This window comes from Nocardia amikacinitolerans NBRC 108937 (genome assembly GCF_001612615.1).
GTDB lineage: Bacteria > Actinomycetota > Actinomycetes > Mycobacteriales > Mycobacteriaceae > Nocardia > Nocardia amikacinitolerans.
Map to the genome: position 1 here is coordinate 193,296 of NZ_BDAU01000008.1, position 24,010 is coordinate 217,305.

Here is a 24,010-nt window from a genome sequence, read left to right on the forward strand (position 1 = left end):
CCGATTGGTGATCCACGTGTTGAGAATCCTGGGTAAATCGTAGAAAAATCGTAGAAAGCAGGGGTGGACCCGAAAAATGCCCAGGTCAGCGGTGGTATAGGCTTTGTCGGTCATGAAGTCGGCTTTTTCGGGTCCGGTCACCGGTGCTGCGCCCCAGACGGTCTACCTCGATCACGCGGCGACCACACCGATGCTGCCCGCGGCGATCGAGGCGATGACGGCTGCCATGGCACGGCCGGGGAACGCCTCGTCGGTGCACGGATCGGGGCGGGCTGCGCGCCGGTTGCTGGAGGAGGCGCGGGAGTCGATCGCCGCGAATCTGGGCGCCCGGCCGTCCGAGGTGATCTTCACTTCTGGCGGAACCGAGAGCGACAATCTCGCTGTCAAGGGCATCTACTGGGCGCGCAGGGACGCCGAGCCGCGCCGCACCAGGATCATCGCCAGCTCGATCGAGCACCACGCGGTCATCGACACGGTGGAATGGCTCGAGCAGCACGAGGGCGCGCGGGCCACCTGGCTGCCGGTGGACGCCGACGGCGTGGTGTCGCCGCGCTCGCTGCGTGCGGCGCTGGCCGAGAACCCCGACGAGGTCGCCCTCGTCACCGTCATGTGGGCGAACAACGAGGTCGGCGCGATCCAGCCGATCGCCGAATTGGCGGCGGTGGCACAGGAATTCGGTGTGCCCATGCACAGCGACGCGATCCAGGCCGCGGCCCAGCTGCCCATCGATTTCGCCGCGAGTGGTCTGTCCGCGGCGAGCTTCGCGGGTCACAAGGTCGGCGGACCGCACGGTGCCGGCGTGCTGCTGCTCGGCAGGCAGGTCGGGTGCGTGCCGCTGCTGCACGGCGGCGGACATGAGCGCGATCTGCGCTCCGGCACCTCGGACACCGCGGCCGCGGTCGGCCTTGCCACCGCGCTCGACGCGACGGTCGCCGAATTGCCCACGCGCACGGCCGAGTTGGTCGCGCTGCGGGACGCGCTCATCGCGGGCGTGACGGCGGCGGTGCCGGAGGCCGTGCTGAACGGCCCGGTCGGCGCGCAGCGCTTGCCGGGCAACGCGCACTTCACGTTCCCCGGCTGCGAAGGCGATTCGCTGCTGATGCTGCTGGACGCCGCGGGGATCGAATGCTCGACCGGCTCCGCCTGCAACGCGGGCGTGGCCACGCCGAGCCACGTGCTGATCGCCATGGGCGTCGAACCATGGGTGGCGCGCGGCTCGCTGCGATTCTCCCTCGGGCACACGTCGACCCGCGCCGACGTGGACGCCCTCCTCGATGTCTTGCCCCAAGTGGTGGAGCGGGCCAGGGCCGCTGGTCTTGCCGGTGCGAAAGGTGGTGTGTGATGCGGGTACTCGCGGCGATGAGCGGTGGTGTCGACTCCGCCGTTGCGGCGGCGCGCGCCGTCGACGCCGGGCACGAGGTGGTCGGCGTGCACCTCGCGCTCTCGGCCACACCCGGCACGCTGCGCACCGGTTCGCGCGGCTGCTGCTCGAAGGAGGACGCGGGCGATGCCCGCCGCGCGGCGGACGTGCTCGGAATCCCCTTCTACGTCTGGGATTTCGCGGACCGCTTCAAGGAAGATGTGATCGACGACTTCGTCGCGGCCTACGCGGCGGGCGAGACGCCCAACCCGTGCCTGCGCTGCAACGAGAAGATCAAGTTCTCGGCGCTGGCCGACCGCGCGGTGGCGCTCGGCTTCGACGCCGTCGTCACCGGCCACTACGCCCGGCTCGAGGACGGCGTGCTGCGCCGCGCGGTGGACGCGGACAAGGACCAGTCCTACGTCCTCGCCGTGCTCACCGCCGAGCAGCTCTCGCGCGCCATGTTCCCGGTCGGTGACACCCCGAAGCCACAGATCAGGGCCGAGGCCGCCGAGCGTGGACTCGCCGTGGCGAACAAGCCCGACAGCCACGACATCTGCTTCATCCCCTCCGGCGACACCCGCGCCTTCCTCGGCGCGAAGATCGGCGTCCGGCCGGGCGCGGTCGTGGACGCCGACGGCCAGGTGCTCGCGAAGCACGAGGGCGTGCACGGCTTCACCATCGGCCAGCGCAAGGGCCTCGGACTCGCGGGACCCGCGGCCGACGGCAAGCCGCGCTACGTCACCGGCATCGATCCCGACTCCGGCACCGTGCGCGTCGGCTCGGCCGAGGACCTGCGGGTCTGGACGGTGCGCGCCGAGCGCGCGATCTGGACTTCCGGCACGACGCCGGAAGGGCCGATCGAGTGCGTCGCGCAGGTGCGCGCGCACGGCGGCACCGCGCCCGCGATCGCCGAGGCGGTCGGGGACGGCCTCGAGGTGCGGTTGCGCGAACCGCTGACCGGCGTCGCCCGCGGACAGGCCGTCGTGCTGTACCGGCCCGACGCCCAGGGCGACGAGGTGATCGGCAGCGGCACCATCAGCGACACCTCGCGCGAGCCGCACGCCGCCGACGACGCGGCGCGGGTCGAGGCGCGGTAGCGAAGCCGATCGCCCGTCCCGAGTGGCCACGTACCCGCCGCCGTGCCGAGGCGCGGTGGCGGAGCCGACCGTCGTCCCACCGACCGACGTACCCGCCGCACCGCGCAGCCCCGACAGCCATACGCCGTGATCGCCCCGGCTTCGGTGCGGGGTAATGTCACGATGCCGCGGCCGGGCGGGACAGGACGGATCTCGGCATCAGGCGTCGAGCCACCGGTGCACGCGGCGGCATCCATCACACATCGACATGGGTAGGACGTGGTGAGCGAAACCGGTACTGACGCTGCGGATTCCGTCGAACCCGGCGCGTCCGAGCCGCTGCCCGGCGGTATCGCGACGGCCGTCGGCTCCTGGCCGGGCGCCGATCCGCGCGAAGCGGCGAACACCGTGCTCGGCGAGCTGGCCGAGCTGACCCACCTGCCCGAGTTGCCGGGCCGCGGCCTCGGTGCCGACATGATCGGCCGCGTCTCGGCCCTGCTGGTGGACATGCGCTTCGACACGAGCACCCGTGGCTACCGGCTCGCCGCGCGTCCCGGCGCGGTCTCCCGCCGCGCCCGCGATCTGCTGCGCGCCGACCTGGACGCGCTCGAAGAGGCATGGGAGACATCGGGTTCGGCGGGCACCGGACGGGTCGTCAAGGTGCAGGCCGCCGGTCCGCTCACGCTGGCCGCCGAGGTCGAGCTGCCCGGCGGGCACCGCGCGCTCACCGATTCCGGTGCGCTGCGCGATCTTTCGGAGTCTTTGGCGGAGGGCCTCGCCGAGCACGTCGCCGAAGTGGGCAAACGGCTCGGCGCGCGGGTCGTGCTGCAACTCGACGAGCCGTCGCTGACCGACGTGCTGAACGGTTCGCTGCGCGGTGTCAGCGTGCTGGACACCGTGCGCGCGATGCCCGACCCGGAGGCGCTCGCGGTGCTCGACGCCGTCATCGAGGCGCAAGCCGCGCCGGTGCTGGTGCACAGCTGCGCCGAGCCGCCCGCGCTGGACTTTCTGCGTCGTAGCGCGGCCGCCGCGGTCGGCTTCGACGTCGCGACGATCCGCACCCGCGATCTCGACAGCATCGGCGAGACGCTCGACGCCGGGAAGCGGCTGGTGCTCGGATTGGTGCCGACCACCGACCCGGTGAGCAGAACCGCCGCGCAGGCGACCATGCCGCAGGCGCCGGTCACCTGGCGCGATATCGCGGAACCGGGCGTGCGTCTCGTCGACCGCCTCGGCTTCCCGCGCGCCGCGCTCGCCGACCGCGTGCTCGTCGCACCGGCGTGCGGGCTCGCGGGCGCGCCGATGTCCTGGGCCCGGCGCGCGCTGAAACTGGCGAACGAGGTGGCCCGCGCCTTCGCCGAGGACCCGGAGTCGCTGACCTTCTCCTGACCGGTCCCGGCCCGGCGACAGGGCGTCGACGTGCGGGAATGTGTCGGTGTCCTCGACTATCGTGCCTTTCGTGAGTGAGAGCGAGAGTGTGGCGGTTCCGGCGACGGCAGAGCAGCGGGTGGAGTGGCAGCGGCTCGCGGACGAGGTTCGCGAACACCAGTTCCGCTACTACGTGCGCGACGCGCCGATCATCTCCGACGGTGAGTTCGACGTGCTGCTGCGGCGGCTCGAAGCCATGGAAGAGGAGCATCCGGATCTGCGGACGCCCGATTCCCCGACCCAGCTGGTCGGCGGCGGCTTCGCGACCGACTTCACCGCGGTCGACCACCTGGAGCGGATGCTCTCGCTGGACAACGTGTTCAGCTACGACGAGCTGCGCGCCTGGGCCGCGCGGGTGGAGGCCGAGACCGGCCCGAACCTGCACTACTTGTGCGAGGTGAAGATCGACGGCGTCGCGCTCAACCTGGTCTACGAGAAGGGCAGGCTGGTGCGCGCCGCGACCCGCGGCGACGGTCGCACCGGTGAGGACGTCACGCTCAACGCGCGCACCATCGACGACGTTCCGGCCGTGCTGACCGCCACCGACGAGTTCCCCATCCCCGACCTGCTCGAGGTGCGCGGCGAGGTGTACATGCGGCTGGAGGACTTCGAGACCCTCAACGCGTCCATCGTCGCCGAGGGCAAGCCGCCCTACGCCAACCCGCGCAACACCGCGGCCGGTTCGCTGCGGCAGAAGGACCCGTCGGTCACCGCGCGCAGGCGGCTGCGGATGATCTGTCACGGCTTCGGCCGCATCGAGGGCTATACGCCGACCTCGCAACACGACGCCTACCTCGCGCTGGCGGCCTGGGGGCTGCCGGTCTCCGAGCACACCAGGCGGGTGCAGGGCATCGACGCGGTGATCGAGCGGGTGGCCTACTGGGGCGAGCACCGCCACGACATCGAGCACGAGATCGACGGCCAGGTCATCAAGATCGACGAGATGTCGTTGCAGCGTCGCCTCGGTTCCACCTCCCGCGCGCCGCGCTGGGCGATCGCCTACAAGTACCCGCCCGAGGAGGCCACGACCAAGCTGCGCGACATCCAGGTCAACGTGGGCCGCACCGGGCGCGTCACGCCGTTCGCGGTGATGGAGCCGGTGTCCGTCGCGGGCTCGACCGTCGCGATGGCGACGCTGCACAACGCCTCGGAGGTCAAGCGCAAGGGCGTGCTCATCGGCGACACCGTCACCATCCGCAAGGCGGGCGACGTGATTCCCGAGGTACTCGGCCCGGTGGTGGACGCGCGCACCGGCGAGGAACGCGAGTTCGTCATGCCGACGCGCTGTCCGGAGTGCGGCACCGAGCTGGCGCCCGAGAAGGAGGGCGACGCGGACATCCGCTGCCCGAACCAGCGTTCCTGCCCCGCGCAGCTGCGGGAGCGGGTGTATCACGTGGCCAGCCGCAACGCCTTCGACATCGAGGCGCTCGGCTACGAGGCCGCCATCGACCTGCTCAAGTCCGGCGCCATCGCCGACGAGGGCGATCTGTTCGACCTCGACGAGCCGCGCCTGCTCACCACCTCGCTGTTCGCCAACAAGAACGGCACCCTCTCGGCGAACGGCAAACGGCTGCTCGACAACCTCGACTCCGCCAAGGACCGTCCGCTGTGGCGGGTGCTGGTCGGCCTGTCGATCCGGCACGTCGGCCCGACCGCGGCCAGGGCGCTGGCCGCCGAGTTCGGCAGCATGGAGCGGATCGAGTCGGCCACCGCCGAGGAGCTCGGCGCCGCCGACGGCGTCGGCCCGACCATCGCCGCCGCGGCGGCCGAGTGGTTCACCGTCGACTGGCACCGCGCGATCGTCGACAAATGGCGGGCGGCCGGTGTGCGGATGGAAGACGAGCGCGACGAGTCGATCCAGCGCACGCTCGAGGGCCTGTCGATCGTCGTCACCGGTTCGCTGCAAGGCTTTTCGCGCGACGGCGCCAAAGAGGCCATCCTGATGCGCGGCGGCAAGGCGGCGGGCTCGGTCTCCAAGAAGACGGCGTTCGTCGTGATCGGCGAGTCGCCCGGTTCCAAGGCGGCCAAGGCCGAAGAGCTCGGTGTGCCGATTCTGGACGAGGACGGATTCCGATTGCTGTTGGCGGGTGGGCCGGAGGCGGTGAATCCGGCGGCGTCCGACGCCGAGGAGTAGAACCGGCGGCGGTGATTTGCCCGCGAGGGTGAACGGCACTTGACCTGAACCTTGCTTCAGGTATGACGATCGGTGGGGTAGGCGTACCTCCGCATTCGCTCCGGCCATGCGCGGCGTACCTCCGCATTCGCTGCGGCCGTGAGCGGTATGCGGACGAACCGAGTCCGACAGCGCCTACTAGGCAACTAGCAGGAGGCCGTCATGACCCACCGTCCCACCGCCCTCATCACCGGCGCTTCGGCCGGGCTCGGTCGCGCGCTGGCACGCGCGTTGGTCGAGCGCGGCTGGCGGGTGATCGGTACCGCCCGCCGTGGCGACCGGCTCGACGCGGTGCGCGCCGAGCTGGGCGCCGCGTTCGTCGCCGTCACCGGCGATGTCACCGATCCGGCGCACCGCGCGCGGCTGGCCGAAATCGCCGATGGCGCAGGACCTCTCGACCTCGTGGTGAACAACGCCAGCACGCTCGGGCCGAGCCCGATGCCCCGGCTGGCCGACTTCCCGCTCGACGAGCTCGAGGCCGTGTATCGCACGAACGTGGTAGCGCCGCTGGCCGTCCTGCAAGCGACGCTGCCCCTGCTCGGCCCCGACGGGGTGATCGTCGACATCAGTTCCGACGCCGCCGTGGAGCCGTACCCGGGGTGGGGTGGATACGGTCCGGCCAAGGCGGCGCTGGACCAGCTCACCGCGATCCTCGCTGCCGAGCATCCGGAGCTGGCCGTCTACTCCTTCGATCCGGGCGATATGCGCACCGAGATGCACCAGGCCGCGTTCCCCGGCGAGGACATCTCCGATCGGCCGGAGCCGGAGAGCGTGGTGCCCGCGCTGCTGCGGATGCTCGACGAACGTCCGAAGAGCGGCCGCTACACCGCGGCGGATTTCGCGGTGGCGCGATGAGTACCGGGGCGTCGAGCGCTAGCGAGGTGCGGGCGTGAGTGGCGGGGCGTCGCGCAGGTCCGCGAAAGACAGATCCTCGGGAAGCGCGGTGCCGTTCCTTGACGGGTCGCGGCATCGCTCGTTGTCGAAGCACGGGAATGTCAGGGCGGCAACGGAATCCGCCGGGTGGGCGCGATCCTTCGAGCTTCCGGATCGACACAACGCCGATTCGCCGCCGGAGGCGCGCGGGTTGGCGCGAGACGAAGTCCGGCTGTTGGTTGCCGGAGACCGGTTGACACACGCGCGGTTTCGGGAGCTGCCACGGTACCTACGGCCGGGCGATCTAGTGGTGGTGAACAATTCGGCGACGACCTCCGCGGCCGTCGACGCCACCCTCGTCGATCTGCCGATCACCCTGCACTTCGCCACCTGGTTGGACGACGGCGGTTGGGTGGTCGAGGCGCGCACCCGCGACCGCACGCCGCTGCCCGACCGCGAACTGCGCGGCGGCACCGTGTTCGAGCTGACGGGCGGAGCGCGCGCGACGCTGCGCGAGCCGTGGCTGCCGGCGGCGCGCAGGTTGTGGATCGCCGACGTCACCGTGGATCCGCGCGTTCTGATGAGTGAGCACGGACGGCCCATCACCTACTCCTACGTGCCGCGGCGATGGTCGCCGTCGTACTACACGACGGTGTTCGGACGGATTCCGGGCAGCGCGGAAATGCCCAGTGCCGCACGACCGTTCACGCAGGACGTGGTGCTGGACCTGGTGACCTCGGGCGTCTCCCTCGCGCCGATCACGTTGCACACCGGCGTTTCGTCACCGGAAGCCGGGGAGCCGCCGAGCCCTGAGCGTTTCGCGGTGCCCGCCGCGACGGCCCGGCTGGTGAACGACACCAAAAACGCGGGAGGGCGGGTCGTCGCGGTCGGCACCACGGTCACTCGGGCGCTGGAATCCGCCGCCGACGAGGACGGCCGGGTACGGCCCGCCGGCGGGTGGACCGAATTGGTCCTCGGCGCGAACCGTCCGGCGCGCGTGGTCGACGGCCTGATCACCGGCTGGCACGCCCCCGGCGCCTCCCACCTCGATCTGCTCGTCGCGGTCGCGGGGGAGACCACCGTGCGCCGCGCCTACGCCGAGGCGCTCGACACCGGATATCTATGGCACGAATTCGGCGACAGCGCACTGCTTTTCCGCGACGAAGGCCACGACTAGACGCACCTCCGCCTTCACTCCGGCCGGGCGCAGTCTTCGGAGGGACTTCGTCCGGCGGCGTTTATGTACCTTCGCGTCGGCCGTGCGCAGTCTTCGGCGGGACTTCGTCCGGCGGCGTTTATGTACCTTCGCGTCGGCCGTGCGCAGTCTTCGGCGGGACTCCGTCCGGCTGCGTCTAGGCGTACCTTCGCTCCGGCGCCCGTGCGCGGCTTATGGAGGGATCTCCGTCCGGGCTGTGCCTATCTGGCGTACCTCCGACCCCGGCCATGGGCGGTCCCACGGAGGGATCTCCGTCCGACTGCGCCCACTGGGCGGGAGGAGTCGGACTATGCGAAACCGTCGAACGCGAACCTCGCCCAGCGGCAGCGCGGGTCAGGCGGGGGTGACCGTGACGGTCGCGCTCTCCTGGCCCTCGATCTCGAAGCGCGCGCAGTGCCCGCCCGGCTCGAGTTCGACGTGGCGCCGGTTGACGCGGCGCGGGCCGGTGGTGTCCACGACGACCTTGGTGCCGCTCGTCGAGCACACCTTCGAGATCGCGGGGCGCGCGTTGTACGTCGCGGTGCCGCTCTGGCACAGGTTGGTGGCGTTGTTCAAGAACACCCGCGCGGTACCGTCCTGGCACGGCGCCTCGGCGATCGCCGTCTGCGGCACCGCGACCACCGCTCCCGCGGCGATCGCCCCGATCACCGCACCGCGAATCGCGAGCCGACGAAGCATCCGTGTCATCGCTGCACCTCATCCCTGGGAGACGTTCCGAAAAGCCATGCCCCCACAGGGCCTAGCGCCAGCATGCTAACCCTGATCGTCCCCGCTGTCCGCGCGTTCGTTGGTGCGGTCCCGGCACCGATGGCTAGTCCGGGTACAGCAGATCGTCCACAGCCAAGGCCGTATCGGCGTAGTGGACTGGGATGAGCTCGCCCGGGCGAAACTCTCGTTTGGTTTCGTAACCGCCCGGAGTCGGATCGGTGTGCTCGTAGATCGCGTCCCCGGTGACCACCCAATAGACCGGATATCCGGCGCTCCCGTACAGCTTGGCCTTGATGCGCAGGTCATGCATGACGGTCTCGTCGGAGACCTCGACGATCAGGGCGACGTCCTCGGGATCCCATATGAACAGCTTGGCGCCGACCTCGGCGATCGGCTGGGCATCTGCTCGCCGCGCCCAACAGTCGGGATCGGGCAGGGACTCACCGGTCGGTAACGTGGCCGTGGAGATCCTGAAACCGTCGCGTGGCAGCAGGCGCACTATCTGGCCCACTGTCTCACCGTGCCAGTTCCCGATGACCACCGGCCAGACCTCCCCCTCCACGAGTTCGACTCGGCGATCGAACGCGCCGGCGGCCCACGCGCGCAGAAATTCGTCGCGGGTCCATCGCTCGGCGTTCGAAGCCTCGGTCATAGCGACAGGCTACCTTGTCATCGCGGTCGCGGTCTCCGCGATCAGTGGTATTTCCACAGGTGGCAATGCCTTTCGTGGAGTTATCCACAGGCTGCTGGCGCGTATTGGCGCTGTCGTCCCCGAGGACGGCACGTCGGGTCACGATGCGGGTTGGTGTCGCCTCCCGGCGGGCGGGACGGAAGTATGGCGGCATGCTGCGGAGTTTTCAGGTGACGAACCACAGATCGCTGGCCGAACGGCAGGAGTTGCGGCTGACCAAGGGGAGCGGGCCGGTGGCGGTGCCGGTGACCGCGGTGCACGGGGGAACGGCGGCGGGGAAGACGAGCCTGATCGACGCGCTCGGGCACATGCGCGAGGCGGTGCTGCATTCGGTCACGGGGTGGGATCCGTACGCGGGTCCGGTTCGCGCGCCGCACTTGGGTTTTCCGGATCGGCCGTCGGAGTTCGTCGCGGGCTTCGTCGCGGAGGGCTGCCCGTTCACCTACGGCTTCCGGTTGGACAACGCCGAGGTGACCGCCGAATGGCTGTACAGCCATCCGCGCTCACGCAAGCGAATCGTGTTCGAGCGCAACGGCGAACAGATCAAGATCGGGCCCATGTTCGAGGCCGCACGCTACGGCATCGCCGCGCTGGTGCCATTGGTGCGCCCGAACGCGTTGCTGCTCAGCCTCGCCGGGCAGATGTACGCCGAGGCGCTGGTGCCCGCGTACCGCTGGTTCTCCTCGATGCTGGAGGTACAGCGCGGCGCCGCCGAGCCGAACGAGATCGCGCACCGGCTCGGCGGCCACATCTCCCGCTCCCCGGACAACGCGGCCCGGCTGCTGCTGTTGCTGCGCGCCGCGGAACTGGGCATCTCGGATCTGCTGATCGCCGAGAACGACCCGCTCTACGCCGACTACCTGCGCGAACTCGACGCCGACATCGAGGGCGCCGCCAAGCAGGTCGAGTTGTGCGCCACCTCGCCAGCGCACGCCGACCGACTACTACAGGACACCGGCCTCACACCGCTGCTGCTGGAACGCGAGCTGACCAACCTGCGCGCCGCCCGTGACGCGCTCTACACCCGCATGGTTGCCCGGCGCGGGGTCGGTCTGAGCCTCGTGCACGCGGGCATCGACGCCCCGTTCGACATCACCGACGAATCCGCCGCGACCCTCTCGCTGCTTCGCGTGCTGCCCACCATGCTCGACGCGCTCGACAACGGCAGGGTGCTCGCGGTCGACGACATCGGCGCGCAACTGCCCGCCGAACAGGCCGACCGGCTGATCCAGCTGTTCCAGAACCCGGAGACCAATGCCCATGGCGCCCAACTGGTTTTCACCACGGACAACCGCTCGCTGATCGATCGGGGCAACGGGCGATCGCAACGCACCCGCACGGCGGTCTGGCAGGTCCGCCGCACAGACCGTGGAACAAGCGAACTAGCCGCGCTCTGACCCCCGCGAACACCTACCGCCAACCCGTCCTCGCAGGTCGTTCGTACGCTTCGCAGGCCAAGCAACCTTGGCGAAGCGGGTGGACGGTCCGCGAGGACGGAGCTGGCGGGGACGCGCGGGGCGGAGGGTGTGCTCGTGTGGGCCATACGATGGGCTCATGCTGGAAATCGCGATGCTGCTGATCATGGTCACCCTGCTCGTGGCACTGCTGGTCTCCTACCGCCGGGGACGGCGCGGCTTCCAGCTGGCCGAACCGGAGTCCGGCACGCTGTACGTGACCGGTGTGAGCCCGCGCCCGGACGCCGAGGGCGAGCAGTACGTCACGATCACCGGCAATGTGACCGGCCCTTCGGTGCCGGGCACCGTGGTCTACGGCCGCTTCGCCTGGGACGTGAACCGGTGGCCCGCGATCGGCGACTACATCCCCGTGGTCTACCCCCCGGGGAAGCCCGAGCGGTGGCAGATCGCTCACCCGGGGAGCCGTCCGGGGCTGGGTTCCTGAACTGGTCAAATGTCAAGGTCGCTCTCGGCGGTGGCAGGATGCCGGTATGGGCGCGAGCGAGCTGATCATCCGGACGGCGACCCCGGAGGAATACGCCGCGGTCGGTGAGCTGACCGTCGACGTGTACGTGGGCGAGGGTTATGTCCATCCGGACAGTCCGTACGTCGCCGAGCTGGCAGGCACCGAGCGCAGGGCCGCCGCGGCGCAGGTCTTGGTCGCGGTGCACGACGACCGCGTGATCGGCTCGCTCACCGTCGCCCGCTACGGCACGCCCTACGCGGAGATCGCGCGCCCCGGCGAACTGGAGTTCCGCATGCTCGCGGTCGCCAAGCGGGCAAGGGGCCTCGGCGCGGGAACGGCGTTGGTGCGCACCGTGATCGAGATGGCGACCAAGGAGTCGTGCGAGGCGGTCGCGCTGACCACCATGTCCGCGATGGCCGACGCCCGCCGCATCTACGACCGTTTCGGTTTCGTCGCTGTGCCGGAACGGGATTGGACGACGCAGGCGGGGGAGCTGCTCACCGTCCTGCGCTTACCGCTGATTGCGCACTGACGCCGTTCGCGTACGCGGCAAGGGACGGGCCGGAGCTCGCCTCCGCCATGCCGGAAAGCGTCGCTGTGCCGGGAAACCCTCGGCGAGCTTCAGCCGAGCACGGTGGCGACGATGCCCGCCAGATACCCGAGCCGCGCCACCTCCGACGGCCGGAAGTCCGGCCCGCCCGGCCTGCCGAGCAGCAGCACCTTGCCGGTGTTGCCCAGCGGCGCCGCCGCCAGCTTGGTGTCCATGTCGCGCCAGATCTGCGGCACCCACTCGGCCTCCGGATCGAGCACCGCGGGCTTCTCCAGCGGCATCCACGGCGCCGAACCGGCCTGGGTCTGCGGCGCGCTCTGGCTGCCGACGAGCCGGTAGGCGCCGTGCGGACCGAGATCGATCACGGTGCTCCAGCCGACGCGCAGCACCCGGGGGACGCCGTCGACGAGCACTTGCAGCCGGTCGTCGCGGGCGCTGGCCACCTGGTCGATGAGCTCGAGCTCGCGGTGCGTGTCCAGCACGCCCGAATAGGGGCGGATCGAGTCCACGTGCACGTCGCCGATCGACTCCGCCGCGGTGATCAGCGTGTCGGGGAGTGCGTTGGGTGGAACTTCCACGACGAGATCGTCCACGGCGAAGCCTGCCCCTCGTTCCACCACATCCAGCGAGAGGATGTCGGCGCCGACGGAACCCAATGCGAGCGCGAGTGCGCCGAGGCTTCCCGGGCGATCCGGAAGTTGCACGCGGAGCAGGTAAGACACGCGCGTTCCTTTCCTCTGGCCGGCCGAGCCTGGTGGTCGGATACCCGGGTCTGGCAATACTTACACCCCTTGCGGCCCGTTATCGACTCGAAGCGCGGCCAGTGACGAACGCCACACGGCAATTTCGCGCCACTCCGGCGTGTCGCCCTAGATTCGGTGGTGTGTCGTCGGAGTTCTTGCTGTCGGAGGGGCGGTGAGTCGCTCGGCGTAGTGTCTATCTGTCCACCGCAGCCCCGGCAGCGACCGGGTGGGCGGAGCGATCCCGGTCGCGGACTAACATCTGCCGTGCACGATGTGAGCCGAGCGCCAGCGCGGTCGTCGTGCACGGCCACCCATGCACAACCATGCCGAAAGGGGTCCCGCGGTGCCCGCCATCTCCCGCGACGAGGTCGCACACCTCGCCCGGCTGTCCCGGCTCGCGCTGACCGACGCCGAACTGGATCAGTTCGCCGGTCAGCTGGATTCGATCCTGAGCCACGTGCGGACCATCTCCGAGGTCGCCGCCGCCGACGTCCCGGCTACGGCCTCGCCGAATCCGGCGACCAATGTGACGCGCCCCGACGAGCTCGTGCCCGGCCTGACGCCGCACGAGGCGCTGGCGGCCGCACCGGCGGTCGAGGAGCAGCGGTTCATGGTGCCGCAGATTCTGGGAGAGGGCGAATGAGTACAGCATCGCAGGGCGATTCCATGAGGGGCGGCGGCCGGGAGACGGGTGGGCCCGACCTGACCACCCTGAGTGCGGCCGAGCTGGCCGCGAAGATCCACGCCCGCGAGGTGTCCTCGGCCGAGGTCACCCAGGCGCATCTGGATCGGATCGCCGAGGTGGACGGCGAGCTCAACGCGTTCCTGCACGTCGCGGGCGAGCAGGCGCTCGCGGCGGCGAACGCGGTGGACGCGGCGCTGGCCGACGGCCAGGCGCCCGCCTCGCCGCTTGCCGGAGTTCCGTTGGCGCTCAAGGACGTGTTCACCACCACGGACATGCCGACCACCTGCGCCTCGAAGATCCTCGAGGGCTGGATGTCGCCGTACGACGCGACGCTGACCACCAAGCTGCGCGCGGCGGGCATCCCGATCCTCGGCAAGACCAACATGGACGAGTTCGCCATGGGCTCGTCCACCGAGAACTCCGCCTACGGCCCGACCCGCAACCCGTGGGACACCAGCCGAATCCCGGGCGGCTCCGGCGGCGGCTCGGCGGCCGCGCTGGCGTCGTACCAGGCGCCGCTGGCCATCGGCACCGACACCGGCGGCTCGATCCGGCAGCCCGCCGCGGTGACCGCGACCGTCGGCACCAAGCCCACCTACGGCACGGTCTCCCGTTTCGGCCTCGTCGCCTGCGCGTCCTCGCTGGACCAGGGCGGCCCCTGCGGCCGCACGGTGCTCGACACCGCGCTGCTGCACGAGGTGATCGCCGGGTACGACCCGCGCGACTCCACCTCCCGCGACGTGCCGGTGCCGCCGGTGGTGGCCGCCGCGCGCGCGGGCGCCGAGGGCGATCTGCGCGGCGTGAAGATCGGCGTGGTCAAGGAGCTGCACTCCGACAGCTACCAGCCGGGCGTGCTCGCCTCCTTCGACGCCGCGGTCGGCGTGCTGAAGGAGCTGGGCGCGGAGGTCGTCGAGGTGTCGTGCCCGCACTTCGAGTACGGCCTGCCGTCCTACTACCTGGTGATGCCGTCGGAGGTGTCGTCGAACCTGGCGCGCTTCGACGCCATGCGCTACGGCCTGCGCGTCGGCGACGACGGCACGCACAGCGCCGAACAGGTCATGGCGCTGACCCGCGCCGCGGGTTTCGGTCCGGAGGTCAAGCGCCGCATCATGATCGGCACCTACGCGCTCTCGGCGGGCTACTACGACGAGTACTACGGTCAGGCGCTCAAGGTCCGCACTCTGATCGCGCGCGATTTCGACGCCGCCTACGAGAAGGTCGACGTGCTCGTCTCGCCGACCAGCCCGTTCACCCCGTGGAAGCTGGGCGAGAAGGTCGACGACCCGCTGGCCATGTACCTGTCGGACCTGTGCACGCTGCCGACCAACCTGGCGGGCCACCCGGCCATGTCGGTGCCGTCCGGGCTGAGCAAGGACGACGGCATGCCGGTCGGCTTGCAGATCATGGCGCCCGCGCTGGCCGACGACCGCCTGTACCGGGTCGGCGCGGCCTATGAGGCCGCCCGCGGACCCGTCGCCTGACGGACCGGACAACGGCGAGCGGGCCGGGGCGCGATGCCCCGGCCCGCTCGCCGTTTCGGTGCGTGAGTTCTCAGCGCAGATCGGCGAGATTCACGGCCTGCGCCATCGCGCGGAAGCCCGCGTCGTTGGGGTGTAAGCGATCTCCGCTGTCGAAGGCCGGGTTCAACCGGCTCGGGTTCGCAGGATCGGCGAGCACGGCGGCGGTGTCGACGACCGCGTCGTATTCGCCGGAGGTGCGAATCCACTCGTTGACGGCCGTGCGCTTGGCCTCGCCTTCCGGCGTGTCGTACGGCGAACCGCCGAACGGCAGGATGGTCGCCCCGATGACGCGCAGTCCGGCGGCCCTGGCCCGGCCGATCAGCTCGCGGTGCGCGGCGATCAGCTGCTCCGCGGAGACCGGCGTCGGCGGCTCGCTCAGGTTGGCAGCGCCAGCGCTGAGACCGATGTCGTTCGCGCCCTCCAGGATGATCACCGTGCCGACGCCGGGCTGGTCGAGGACGTCGCGCTGGAAGCGGTGCAGCGCGCTCTCACCGAGCCAGTCGGAGTCGACGGTCACCCGGTTGCCGCCGATGCCCTGGTTCAGCACCGCGCGCGGGGTGCCCGCCGCGGCGAGGCGTTCGGCGAGTTCGTCGGGGAAGCGGTTGTCCGCGTCGGTGGTCGATCCGACGCCGTCGGTGATGGAGTCGCCGAAGGCCACGATGGCGGGCGGGTTCGGCAGGAGATCGGCCACCTCGACGCCCGCCAGGTAGTACCAGGTCGGGGTGGTCGCGGTGAACGCGGCGGCGGTCGGGTCGGCGCGGTGATCGCCCGCGGCGCGGTAGGTGGTGGCGATGGACTGCGCGTGCTGCGTCGCGGGGCCGGTCGGTTCGGCGAAGTACAGCGTGATGCTGATGGTGTCGAAGGCGTTGAGCGGCAAGGCGACCGGATCGGTGACGAGGTCGGCGCCCGGCGCGATGACGAATGCCGGCGACAGGCCGACGGTCAAGTGCGACAGGCTCTCCGGCTGGATGCCGCCCGCTCCCTCGGTGCGGGCGATGGTCGCGCCCGCGATCTTCAGCGGTGTCGCGCCGTAGCGGTTGGTCAGCCGGACACGTGTGGAGAGTCCGCCTTCGCTGACCCGAATCTCTTGGCGCAGTGTCTGATTCGCGAACCCTTCCAGCGCCCAGTTGGACACGAAGGCGCGGCTCGGTTGGTGCGGAGACGTCGCCCACGCCGCGGTCCACCCCGGCGGATCCGCTGGACGGGCCGCCGCGCCCGCGGCGGTGAACGGTAGCAGGATCAGCAGCAGCGCCAGCAGGGCGCGGAGGATGCGCACGACGGAATCCGTTCTCTCGTGGTCGAACTCGGCGAAGCGCCGAACAGGACGGCACAACCACGAAAGCCGCGCGACGATTCCCGGCGCGAAATCAGCCGGTGCGCAACATCTCGGCGCGGCGCTGAACGCCCGCGGTCATGCCCTCGAAACCGCGGCGCAGATTCGCGCCGAGCGCCGCGGCCACCACGGGGTGGAACCAGCCGCCGAGCTCGAAATGCGATTCGTAGCGTGTGCGTTCGGGACTCACCGCGGTGACGGTGTGCGAGCGCAGGCTGTGCAGCGCGCCGAGCGGCACCGGCTTCATCGAGTAGCTCAGCTCACGGCCCGGGGTGTGGCTGCGAATCCATTCGCGCTGCCGCCGCGGGGTGGAGCCGTAGACCTGCACGAGCATGTCGATCGGGTCGCCGGGCGTGAGCGTGCTCTCGCATTCGGTGACGAAGGGATTCCACTCGCCGTAGCGGGGGAGGTCCGTGATCACTTGCCACACCAGATCGGCCGGTGCGTCGATGTACACGGCCACGTCGATGACAAAGCCCATGCGAGCAAACTAGAACAAGTTCTACTGCCGCGTCAACGGAAACCCCAGCCGGGAACCCCGCGGTACCGGGGGCCTCGCAGACCTTCTCTACCCTTCGCAGAGGTTTTGTTTAAGCCCTGCGAGGCGTGCGAAGCCTCTGCGAGGTCACCGGTCTCGGGGTGGGGGTCAGCAGGAGCCGAGGGCTGTGCCCTGGTCGGTGCCGTAGCGGTGGCCGTGGCCAGGGGGCGCGTCGAGGGCGGCGAGCAGGTCCGCGGTGGTTTGCAGGAAGGTGACCACCGGAAGCCAGCGCGGAATCGGGGCATCGACTCGCACGCCGGTCAGGTCGGGCGCGCGCCACAGCAGGGCGGGCGACCAGTGCACGACCGGATCGGAGCTGTTGGCCAGCACGGTCGCGCCCGCGCGGTGCACGTCGCCCGCGGGCGGACCGGCCCAGAGCGCGGCGCAGGTGCGGCGGTCCTGCTCGGCGTCGTCGGCGAAGATCGCGCTGCCGCCGAGGGCGCCGAGGCTCTGGCCGTAGACGAACAGCCGGGGCGGTCGGTCCATGGCGCTCAGGCGACGCTCCACGGCGTCGAAGAGGGCGCGGGCGGCCCGCACCGCCTCGGCGCGGCCGAAGACGAACGTCACCCAGCTCGGCGCGTAGGAGTACTGGAGACCGACCACCGCGACGTCACCGCCGAAGCGTTCGGCGAACCCGGTCACCGCGTTGGCGTCGATCCAGCCGGAGCCCGTCGGCAGGGCGACGACGAGATTGGACCGGTACAGCCCGCCCGAGCGCTCCAGCTCCCGGATGGCCAGTGCCACACGGGAATCCAGATCCGGCGCGGAATCCACCCCGACGTACACCCGGACCGGTCCCTCGGGCGTTCCGCTGACGAACTTGCGGCCCTGAGCGCCGAGCGACGGCCAGCTGACCGCGGATCCGGCGCTGCCCGATCTGGTGTGCGAAACGGGTTGTGTCAGCGCGGGATCCATCGCGACGTTGGCCGCCGCGTACACCTGCTGCCGCCACCCCACCACCGCGGGCGCCAGCACGACGTAGCCCACCGCCGCTGTGACCAGGCCCAGCACGAGTCCGCGGAGCAAGCCGAGTTTGCGCAGCGCCCAGCCGAGCGCCTTGGTGATCCCGATGACGATGCCGGTGAGCAGTGCGGTGGCGAGCGCGCAGTGCAGCCAGTAGCCGGGGCCGATGGCCGGGGTTCCCATGGCGGCACGCAGATCGTTCTGCCAGTGCCCGGCGCGCCAAGCGGCGACCGTCACGGCCAGGGCCACCACCACCAACAGCGGTCGGCGGTAGCGAGCGAAGCGCCGATCGCCGTCGAAGTCCCACCGGCCGAACAAGAAACGCAATACGCCCGCGAACCCGAGTGCACAGCAGATCAGCAGTGCGGTGAGCACGGCTTGGGCACCGGGCGTGCGGGGTAGTAGACCCGGCGCGAGCGAGAGGAGTGTTCCCGCACCGACCGCCGCCGTCGTCCCGATGCGCGGTGCGGTCCGCGAGGCGGCGATGGCGGCCCAGCTCCGGTGGTCCGGGAGCGGTGTTTCCGGGTCCGTGCGAGGGCTTTCGGGGAATCGCCGCGTCGTCGTGGTCATGCCGAAACCTCTGCCGCGACGGCGTTGTACCGGATCGGCACCGACCCGGCCAACGTCGTCACGCTGCGGCTCGAAGTTCTCGGCGTGCCAGGACTTCGGGTCGCTGACGCATCGGTGATGCCGCTGGGCGCGGCATCCTCGGATCGACCGCCGGACGCTCGACGCAGCGCGCCGAGAAGGAGAGCGAGCAGCGTACCGAGCCCGAGCGCGCCGAGTCCGGCGAGACCAACCTGCCAGCCACTCCATCCGGTCGCCGCGCCGCCCGCGCCCAGCATCGTCTCGACGACGGGAGCGCCGTAGTGCTGGCGGCGCGAGTTCAGATCCACCACGGTGTCGGCGATATCGGCCATCGCGTAGCACCTGGCCCGACCCCACGGCTCGGTGCGTGCGTCGCACGCCTCCCGCATCCGGCGGTCCAGGGCCGCGTCCACGGCCTGGCGAGCCCACGGGCCGAGCGGTTCGCCGCGCCGATCCGCGTAGCGCAGCAGGTCGTAGCCGAGATCGTGTGCCTTGCATGCGGTTTCGAACTCGGTGGGCAGCGGGACGGGGGAGGAACAGTCGCCGCCGGGGTTGGTCAGCAGGCCGTGCACCGGGACCGGTCGATAACCGAGCACCGTGGCGAAGTCGTCGGGAAGCGCTGCGGCCGAGACGGTTTCGTTCGCGGTCAGCGCGGCGACCGCGGTGGCGGCCGCGACATTCTCGACGACGGGTGGTGCGACGGTGGCCGCCTGCGCGGCGGGGGCCATGGCGACGGTGGCCGACATCGTGGTCAGCGCCGCGGCCGTCAGCGCGGCGACCCGGCGCAGCCCGAGCGGTGCGGTCGGGTGACGGTCGGTGGCGGCGGTGGTCTCGGTCCTCATGGGCCTTGACGCTAGGAACGGCGCACACTCACCGACCTCCCGCCGAGGTGGGGTTTGCGCCGCCGTGCTGCCGGGGGATCGGGCGGGTCGGCTCACCCCGGAGTACGGGGTAGGAATTCACCCGTGGGTATGAGGCACGTGCCGGGCCCGGGTTTCTAGGGTCGTAGCCATGAAGGAGAAGACCCGTGACCTGGCGAAGCGGCTGGACGCGCGTGGCTGGTTCGACGTGTCCGTCGTGCTGACCTCGCTGATCCTCTACGCGGTCGCGTGGCCGACGCTGCACCTGACGCACGCCGTGTCGCCGGGGGCACAGCCGTTCATCGCCGCGTTCGCCGCGTTCCCGATCCTGCTCGTGCGGGTCAACCCGGCGCTGGGCTGGTCCATCTCCGCCGGCTCGGCGCTGCTCATCGCGCTGGCCATCCCGCATCAGCCGAACAACGATCTGCCGTTCCAGGTGGTGCAGGTGATCGCGCTGATCGCGCTGCTGTTCGCCGTGGGATTGCGGGCGCCGGTGCAGATCGTCGCCGTCGCGTGGGGCGCGACCTCGTTGCTGTTCGGCACGACCATGCCGGGCGAGGGCGAGGCGTTCGCCAACGCGGCGTGGGGCTGGCCCATCGCGCTGGCGGCGGTGGTGCTGTTCGCCCTGCTGGTCCGGTGGCTGGTGCTTTCGCGCCGGGCACTGGTGCGCCAAGAGGAGGAGAACGAGCTCGAACGGGCCCGCCGCGCGATCCTCGAGGAGAAGGCGCGCATCGCCCGAGACCTGCACGACGTGGTGGCCCACCACATGTCCCTCGTGGTGGTGCAGGCGCAGACCGCGCCCTACCGGGTCGAGGGCGGACCCCGGCCGCCCGCGCCGAGTTCGAATCGATCGGCGCCACCGCGCGCGAGGCGCTCAACGAGATCCGCGGCATGCTCGGCGTCCTGCGCAGCGACGGCCAGCTGCCCGAACACGCGCCCCAGCCGAAGGCCGAGGACGTGCTCGCGCTGTTCGACGGCGCCCGGCGCGCAGGCGTCACGATCGACTGGACCATCGAGGGCGACCTGGGATCGGTGCCCGAGACCACCGGGCTCGCGTTGTACCGGATCGCGCAGGAATCGCTGTCGAACGCGTCACGGCACGCGCCGGGTGCGCCGGTGCGGGTGGAGATCGTCCGCGGGTTGGAGCTGCACCTGCGGGTGGTCAACGGTCCGGGGGCGACGCCCGCGCGGCCGGTCGGCAACGGCGGACACGGCATCGCGGGAATGCGGGCAAGGGCGTTGGCCGCGGGCGGCGAGGTGACGGCCGGTCCGAGCGACGACGGCGGGTTCGAGGTGAAGGCCCGGCTCCCGCTGGGCCCGGTGCTCGCGACGACTGCGGCGGTGCCGATCGCGACGCCGACAGTGCAATAAGGCGTACCTCCGCATGCGCTGCGGCCGTGCGCAGGCTTCGTACGGCAGCGTCTGTTGTGCGTACCTCCGCATCAGGTCTGGCCATGCTCGGGACTTGGTCCGGCGGCGTCCATCGAGGCATACCTCCGCGGTCGAACCGGTGCGGGGGGCGGCAATTAGGGTGGGCGCGTGGCAATAACGGTTTTGATCGCCGACGACCAGGCGATGGTGCGCCAGGGTTTCGGCGCGCTGCTCGCCGCCCAACCGGACATCAGCGTCGTCGGCGACGCCCCCGACGGCAAGGTCGCGGTGGCCGAGGCCAAGCGGCTGCGCCCGGATGTCGTGCTGATGGACGTGCGCATGCCCGAGATGAACGGGCTCGACGCGGCGCGCGCCATCCTCGCTGCGGGCTTCGACCCGCCGGTGCGGGTGCTGATGCTGACCACCTTCGACATCGACGACTACGTGTACGAGGCGCTGAGCCTCGGCGCCAGCGGGTTCCTGCTCAAGGACGCGCCCGCCGAGGAGTTGGTGCGCGCGGTGCGGGTGGTCGCCGAGGGGCAGGCGCTGCTCGCGCCGACCGTCACCCGCAGGCTCATCGCCGACGTCACCAGCCGCCGCGCCGCCGCCCGCGCCAAACCCGCGCCGCAACTGGCCGCCCTCACCCCACGGGAACGGGAAGTGCTGGAGCTGATCGCGAAGGGCATGTCCAACACTGAGATCGCCGAGGCGCTGTTCGTGGCCGAGCAGACCGTGAAAACCCACGTCTCCAAGGTCTTCTCGAAGCTGAACCTGCGCGACCGCGCGCAGGCCGTCGTGCTCGCCTACGAATCCGGGCTTGTCACGCCCGGCTGATCAGGCCGGGCACTTGCCGCCGCGCAGCTCGTCGACGTGGCGGCCGAGCAGCGCGGCCAAGCTGTCCAGCAGCGCGGTCGCGTCCGTGAAGGTTCCCGAATCCGCCTGTGCCGCAAGGGCGACCGCGACCAGGCCGGAGCGGGACGGCAGCAGACCGAATTGGCGCACCGTGTAGATGCCGGTCTCGTCGTCCGGGCCCCAGCCGCCCTTGAACTCGGCGCCCTCCAGCGTGCCGAGTCCCCAACCCTGGTCGGGGGTGATCTCACCCATCAGCCGGGTCACCGTCTCGGTCTGCGGCAGGCACGGCAGGCGCGAGGCGAAGCGGACCTGATCGGTCAGCGACCACTCGGTCGCGCCGAACGCCTTGTAGTCCAGCCGGGTACGCGGGCCCGCCACGCCGGTGACCGCGTCGCCCGCCTCGTCGAGCACCTGCTGCACGGCCTGCGCCGCCTCCAGCCCGTCTCCGAGCGAATTCCACAGCGCGTCGGCGGCGTCGTTGTCGGACCACGTGATGGCCGCCTCCGCGTCGTGCATGGCGCCCTCGGGGTCGTGGCGCAGCGCGGCGATGGCCAGCGGAACCTTGATCGTGGACCACGCGATGCCGGTGGTCCAGTCCCCGAAGACGGTGATCCGGTTGCCGCCGACCGGCATGATCGCCAGGCCGACCTGGCCGTGCAGGCCGGGCTGCAACTGGGTGAAATCGGCGGCGAGCGAATCAGGCAGGCTCACCGTGCGCCCCGCCTTCCAGGTACCCACTGTCTGCGCCGTCACCGTCGCCGCGGCGGGCCGCTCCGCCCGCTCGGGAATCAGACCGCACGAAACCATGGCCAGCATCGTCGCCGCGACGGCTCCGCGCAGCACCGGACGACACGCGGAAGCGATTCGAGCCGACTTCACCACCGTCAACCTCCCCACCGCCCCGCGCATGTCGCGGCCCTCGGCGGTGCCATCTACCCGTCCAACCCGTCCGGGTGATTCACCGGCCGAGAACCCACCACCGTGCTCGCTCGTGGGAAGTGACGCGATGATGATGTGCTGTACATAGTTTGCCGATCCCGGCGCGGAACGCGAAACCACGGAGATCTCGGCGATGTAGCTGCGCATTCGCTGCGGCCCGTGGCGGGCTTCCGGCGCACCGTGTCGATTACGCTTGCTGTCCTGGACCGGAAGGGGGTCGCCTTTGCTCACCAGCGGTGAGGTGTTCGCGGGATTCACCGTGGAACGGCTGCTCGGGCAGGGCGGTATGGGCTCGGTCTACCTGGCCCGCCATCCGAGGTTGTCCCGGCTCACCGCGCTCAAGCTGCTCAACCGCGATCTGTTCCTGGACAACGAGGTGCGGGCCCGCTTCGAGCGCGAGGCCGACCTGGCCGCGCAGCTGGATCACCCGAGCATCGTGGCGGTCTACGATCGCGGCTCCGAGGACGGTCAGCTGTGGATCTCCATGCAGTACGTCGACGGCGTCGACGCGGCCGCGGTGAACCCGATGACGTTGCCGCCCGAGCGGGCCGTGCAGATCGTCGAAGGGGTCGCGGACGCACTGGATTACGCGCACGGCATGGGTGTGCTGCACCGTGATGTCAAGCCCGCCAACATCATGCTGGCCAGGTCGAGCGGCGGCCAGGGGGAGCGGGTCTTCCTGACCGACTTCGGCATCGCGCGCCTGCGCGAGGACTCCACCCACCTGACCCAGACCGGCATGTTCACCGCCACCCTTGCCTACGCCTCGCCGGAACAGATGACCGGCGCGCCGCTGGGCAACCGCTCCGACCAGTACTCGCTGGCCTGCGCGCTGTATTGGTTGCTGGCCGGGGTCGGGCCGTTCGACTCCGCCAACCCCGCCGACATCATCAACGGCCACCTCCAGCTACCGCTGCCCTCGATCCGCCTGCGCCGACCGAACCTCAACCCCGCGCTGGACGCCGTGCTCGCCGCGGGCATGGCGAAACGCCCGGAACACCGCTACCGCTCCTGCACCGAGTTCGCCGCCGCCGCCCGCAAGGCGCTGACCGCGGTGGGCCCACCCCCGCTGCCCGTCCTCCCACCACCTACGTACGCGCCTCAGCCGTATCCCGCACCGCGCGGCTACCCCCAACCGGTGCCGCCCGCACCGGTACGACCGATGCCGCCGCAACCCGTTCCGCCGCAGCCGATTCCGATGCAGGCGCCACACGGGCTTACCCCGCCTCCGCCTGCCCCGCCTGCCCCGCCTGCGCCGCAGCACGTGGCCCAGCCTGCGGTGCCTCCGCCCGGGGCGGCCCCGTTGCCGTCGAATGCGCCGCACTCGGCAGTCCCGCCCGTCGCGCCGCCGTGGCAAGTGGTCTCGGTGCCCCCGAGCGCGTCGCAGTCGGCAGCTTCGTCCGGCGGGTCGCCGCAGCAGGCGGTCTCGGTGCCTCCGACTGCGTCGCAGTCGGCAGTCCCGCCCGCCGCACCGCAAGCGGTCTCGGTGCCCGCGAATGCGCCGCAGTCGGCAGCTTCGCCCGCCGCACCGCCGTGGCAAGTGGTCTCGGTGCCCCCGAGTGCGTCGCGGTCGGCAGCTTCGCCCGGCGGGTCGCCGCAGCAAGTGGTCCCGTTGCCTCC

21 protein-coding genes and 2 pseudogenes are annotated in these 24,010 nt (G+C 70.9%); 16 read left to right on the forward strand and 7 right to left on the reverse strand.

The window, feature by feature from the left end; genetic code table 11:
• Window positions 1–112 precede the first annotated feature (112 nt).
• From NAM01S_RS07990 to NAM01S_RS08015, 6 genes are all read left to right on the forward strand, one after another.
• Entirely contained in the window at window positions 113–1,342 is a 1,230-nt protein-coding gene (locus NAM01S_RS07990) for a cysteine desulfurase family protein (RefSeq protein WP_067781674.1), read from the forward strand.
• Window positions 1,342–2,460 (forward strand): tRNA 2-thiouridine(34) synthase MnmA, encoded by a 1,119-nt coding sequence (gene mnmA, locus NAM01S_RS07995; RefSeq protein ID WP_067781677.1) that lies wholly within the window; start codon window positions 1,342–1,344, stop codon window positions 2,458–2,460. The genes NAM01S_RS07990 and mnmA overlap by 1 nt, the downstream gene beginning before the upstream one ends.
• 318 nt (window positions 2,461–2,778) lie before the next feature.
• A complete protein-coding gene (locus tag NAM01S_RS08000; protein ID WP_067781789.1) occupies window positions 2,779–3,828 on the forward strand; it encodes a methionine synthase in 1,050 nt (349 codons plus the stop codon).
• Window positions 3,829–3,898: 70 nt separating this feature from the next.
• On the forward strand, window positions 3,899–6,001 hold the full coding sequence (gene ligA / locus NAM01S_RS08005; RefSeq protein ID WP_084482656.1) for an NAD-dependent DNA ligase LigA: 2,103 nt from the start codon (window positions 3,899–3,901) through the stop codon (window positions 5,999–6,001).
• A 201-nt stretch (window positions 6,002–6,202) separates the two neighbouring features.
• Complete coding sequence (locus NAM01S_RS08010) at window positions 6,203–6,895, forward strand: SDR family NAD(P)-dependent oxidoreductase (RefSeq protein ID WP_067781683.1); 693 nt, start codon at window positions 6,203–6,205, stop codon at window positions 6,893–6,895.
• Between the two features lie 121 nt (window positions 6,896–7,016).
• A complete protein-coding gene (locus NAM01S_RS08015; protein ID WP_067781686.1) occupies window positions 7,017–8,090 on the forward strand; it encodes an S-adenosylmethionine:tRNA ribosyltransferase-isomerase in 1,074 nt (357 codons plus the stop codon).
• A gap of 372 nt (window positions 8,091–8,462) precedes the next feature.
• Here NAM01S_RS08015 and NAM01S_RS08020 read toward each other — a convergent pair whose 3' ends face one another.
• Together NAM01S_RS08020 and NAM01S_RS08025 are read right to left on the reverse strand one after the other, a co-directional pair.
• Window positions 8,463–8,816, reverse strand: a complete 354-nt coding sequence (locus NAM01S_RS08020) for a hypothetical protein (RefSeq protein ID WP_067781689.1) — start codon at window positions 8,814–8,816, stop codon at window positions 8,463–8,465.
• Window positions 8,817–8,940: 124 nt separating this feature from the next.
• The gene (locus NAM01S_RS08025) at window positions 8,941–9,489 is read right to left on the reverse strand and encodes a Uma2 family endonuclease (protein ID WP_067781694.1); all 549 of its coding nucleotides are present in this window, start codon (window positions 9,487–9,489) and stop codon (window positions 8,941–8,943) included.
• 191 nt (window positions 9,490–9,680) lie between these two features.
• On the opposite strand from NAM01S_RS08025, the gene NAM01S_RS08030 reads away from it, so the two are divergent.
• The 3 genes from NAM01S_RS08030 to NAM01S_RS08040 all read left to right on the forward strand — a co-directional run bounded on the left by NAM01S_RS08030 (window position 9,681) and on the right by NAM01S_RS08040 (window position 11,980).
• Entirely contained in the window at window positions 9,681–10,925 is a 1,245-nt protein-coding gene (locus NAM01S_RS08030) for an AAA family ATPase (RefSeq protein WP_067781697.1), read from the forward strand.
• Between the two features lie 157 nt (window positions 10,926–11,082).
• Window positions 11,083–11,427 carry a hypothetical protein gene (locus NAM01S_RS08035; protein ID WP_067781700.1) on the forward strand — a complete coding sequence of 115 codons (345 nt, stop codon included), beginning with the start codon at window positions 11,083–11,085 and terminating at the stop codon, window positions 11,425–11,427.
• 46 nt (window positions 11,428–11,473) lie between these two features.
• On the forward strand, window positions 11,474–11,980 hold the full coding sequence (locus tag NAM01S_RS08040; RefSeq protein WP_067781702.1) for a GNAT family N-acetyltransferase: 507 nt from the start codon (window positions 11,474–11,476) through the stop codon (window positions 11,978–11,980).
• An 89-nt stretch (window positions 11,981–12,069) separates the two neighbouring features.
• On the opposite strand, the gene NAM01S_RS08045 is transcribed toward NAM01S_RS08040, so the two are convergent.
• Window positions 12,070–12,720: an ACT domain-containing protein gene (locus NAM01S_RS08045; protein ID WP_067781705.1), complete on the reverse strand. Its 651-nt coding sequence runs from the start codon at window positions 12,718–12,720 to the stop codon at window positions 12,070–12,072.
• A 364-nt stretch (window positions 12,721–13,084) separates the two neighbouring features.
• Between NAM01S_RS08045 and gatC the strand changes: the two genes are divergently transcribed.
• Both gatC and gatA read left to right on the forward strand, forming a co-directional pair.
• Window positions 13,085–13,384, forward strand: a complete 300-nt coding sequence (gatC, locus tag NAM01S_RS08050; protein WP_067781792.1) for an Asp-tRNA(Asn)/Glu-tRNA(Gln) amidotransferase subunit GatC — start codon at window positions 13,085–13,087, stop codon at window positions 13,382–13,384.
• Entirely contained in the window at window positions 13,381–14,907 is a 1,527-nt protein-coding gene (gene gatA / locus NAM01S_RS08055) for an Asp-tRNA(Asn)/Glu-tRNA(Gln) amidotransferase subunit GatA (protein WP_084482637.1), read from the forward strand. The genes gatC and gatA overlap by 4 nt, the downstream gene beginning before the upstream one ends.
• Before the next feature lie 70 nt (window positions 14,908–14,977).
• On the opposite strand, the gene NAM01S_RS08060 is transcribed toward gatA, so the two are convergent.
• From NAM01S_RS08060 to NAM01S_RS08070, 3 genes are all read right to left on the reverse strand, one after another.
• A complete protein-coding gene (locus NAM01S_RS08060) occupies window positions 14,978–16,222 on the reverse strand; it encodes an SGNH/GDSL hydrolase family protein (protein WP_084482639.1) in 1,245 nt (414 codons plus the stop codon).
• A 91-nt stretch (window positions 16,223–16,313) separates the two neighbouring features.
• Window positions 16,314–16,760, reverse strand: a complete 447-nt coding sequence (locus tag NAM01S_RS08065; RefSeq protein WP_067781711.1) for an SRPBCC domain-containing protein — start codon at window positions 16,758–16,760, stop codon at window positions 16,314–16,316.
• 165 nt (window positions 16,761–16,925) lie between these two features.
• A complete protein-coding gene (locus NAM01S_RS08070; RefSeq protein ID WP_084482641.1) occupies window positions 16,926–18,350 on the reverse strand; it encodes an alpha/beta-hydrolase family protein in 1,425 nt (474 codons plus the stop codon).
• A gap of 30 nt (window positions 18,351–18,380) precedes the next feature.
• Between NAM01S_RS08070 and NAM01S_RS37500 the strand changes: the two are divergent.
• The 4 genes and pseudogenes from NAM01S_RS37500 to NAM01S_RS08085 all read left to right on the forward strand — a co-directional run.
• Window positions 18,381–18,473 (forward strand): annotated as a pseudogene (locus tag NAM01S_RS37500) (GMC oxidoreductase); the annotation flags it as partial.
• A 492-nt stretch (window positions 18,474–18,965) separates the two neighbouring features.
• On the forward strand, window positions 18,966–19,178 hold the full coding sequence (locus NAM01S_RS35925) for a hypothetical protein (protein ID WP_174554782.1): 213 nt from the start codon (window positions 18,966–18,968) through the stop codon (window positions 19,176–19,178).
• 201 nt (window positions 19,179–19,379) lie between these two features.
• A pseudogene (locus NAM01S_RS37200) lies at window positions 19,380–20,599 on the forward strand (sensor histidine kinase).
• A 168-nt stretch (window positions 20,600–20,767) separates the two neighbouring features.
• Window positions 20,768–21,433, forward strand: coding sequence for a response regulator (locus NAM01S_RS08085; RefSeq protein ID WP_067781715.1), 666 nt, complete (start codon window positions 20,768–20,770; stop codon window positions 21,431–21,433).
• On the opposite strand, the gene NAM01S_RS08090 is transcribed toward NAM01S_RS08085, so the two are convergent.
• On the reverse strand, window positions 21,434–22,330 hold the full coding sequence (locus NAM01S_RS08090; protein ID WP_245910430.1) for a serine hydrolase: 897 nt from the start codon (window positions 22,328–22,330) through the stop codon (window positions 21,434–21,436). It abuts the gene before it with no gap.
• 283 nt (window positions 22,331–22,613) lie between these two features.
• Between NAM01S_RS08090 and NAM01S_RS33815 the strand changes: the two genes are divergently transcribed.
• The coding region (locus NAM01S_RS33815; RefSeq protein WP_084482643.1) for a serine/threonine-protein kinase at window positions 22,614–24,010 on the forward strand (1,397 nt) is incomplete at its 3' end.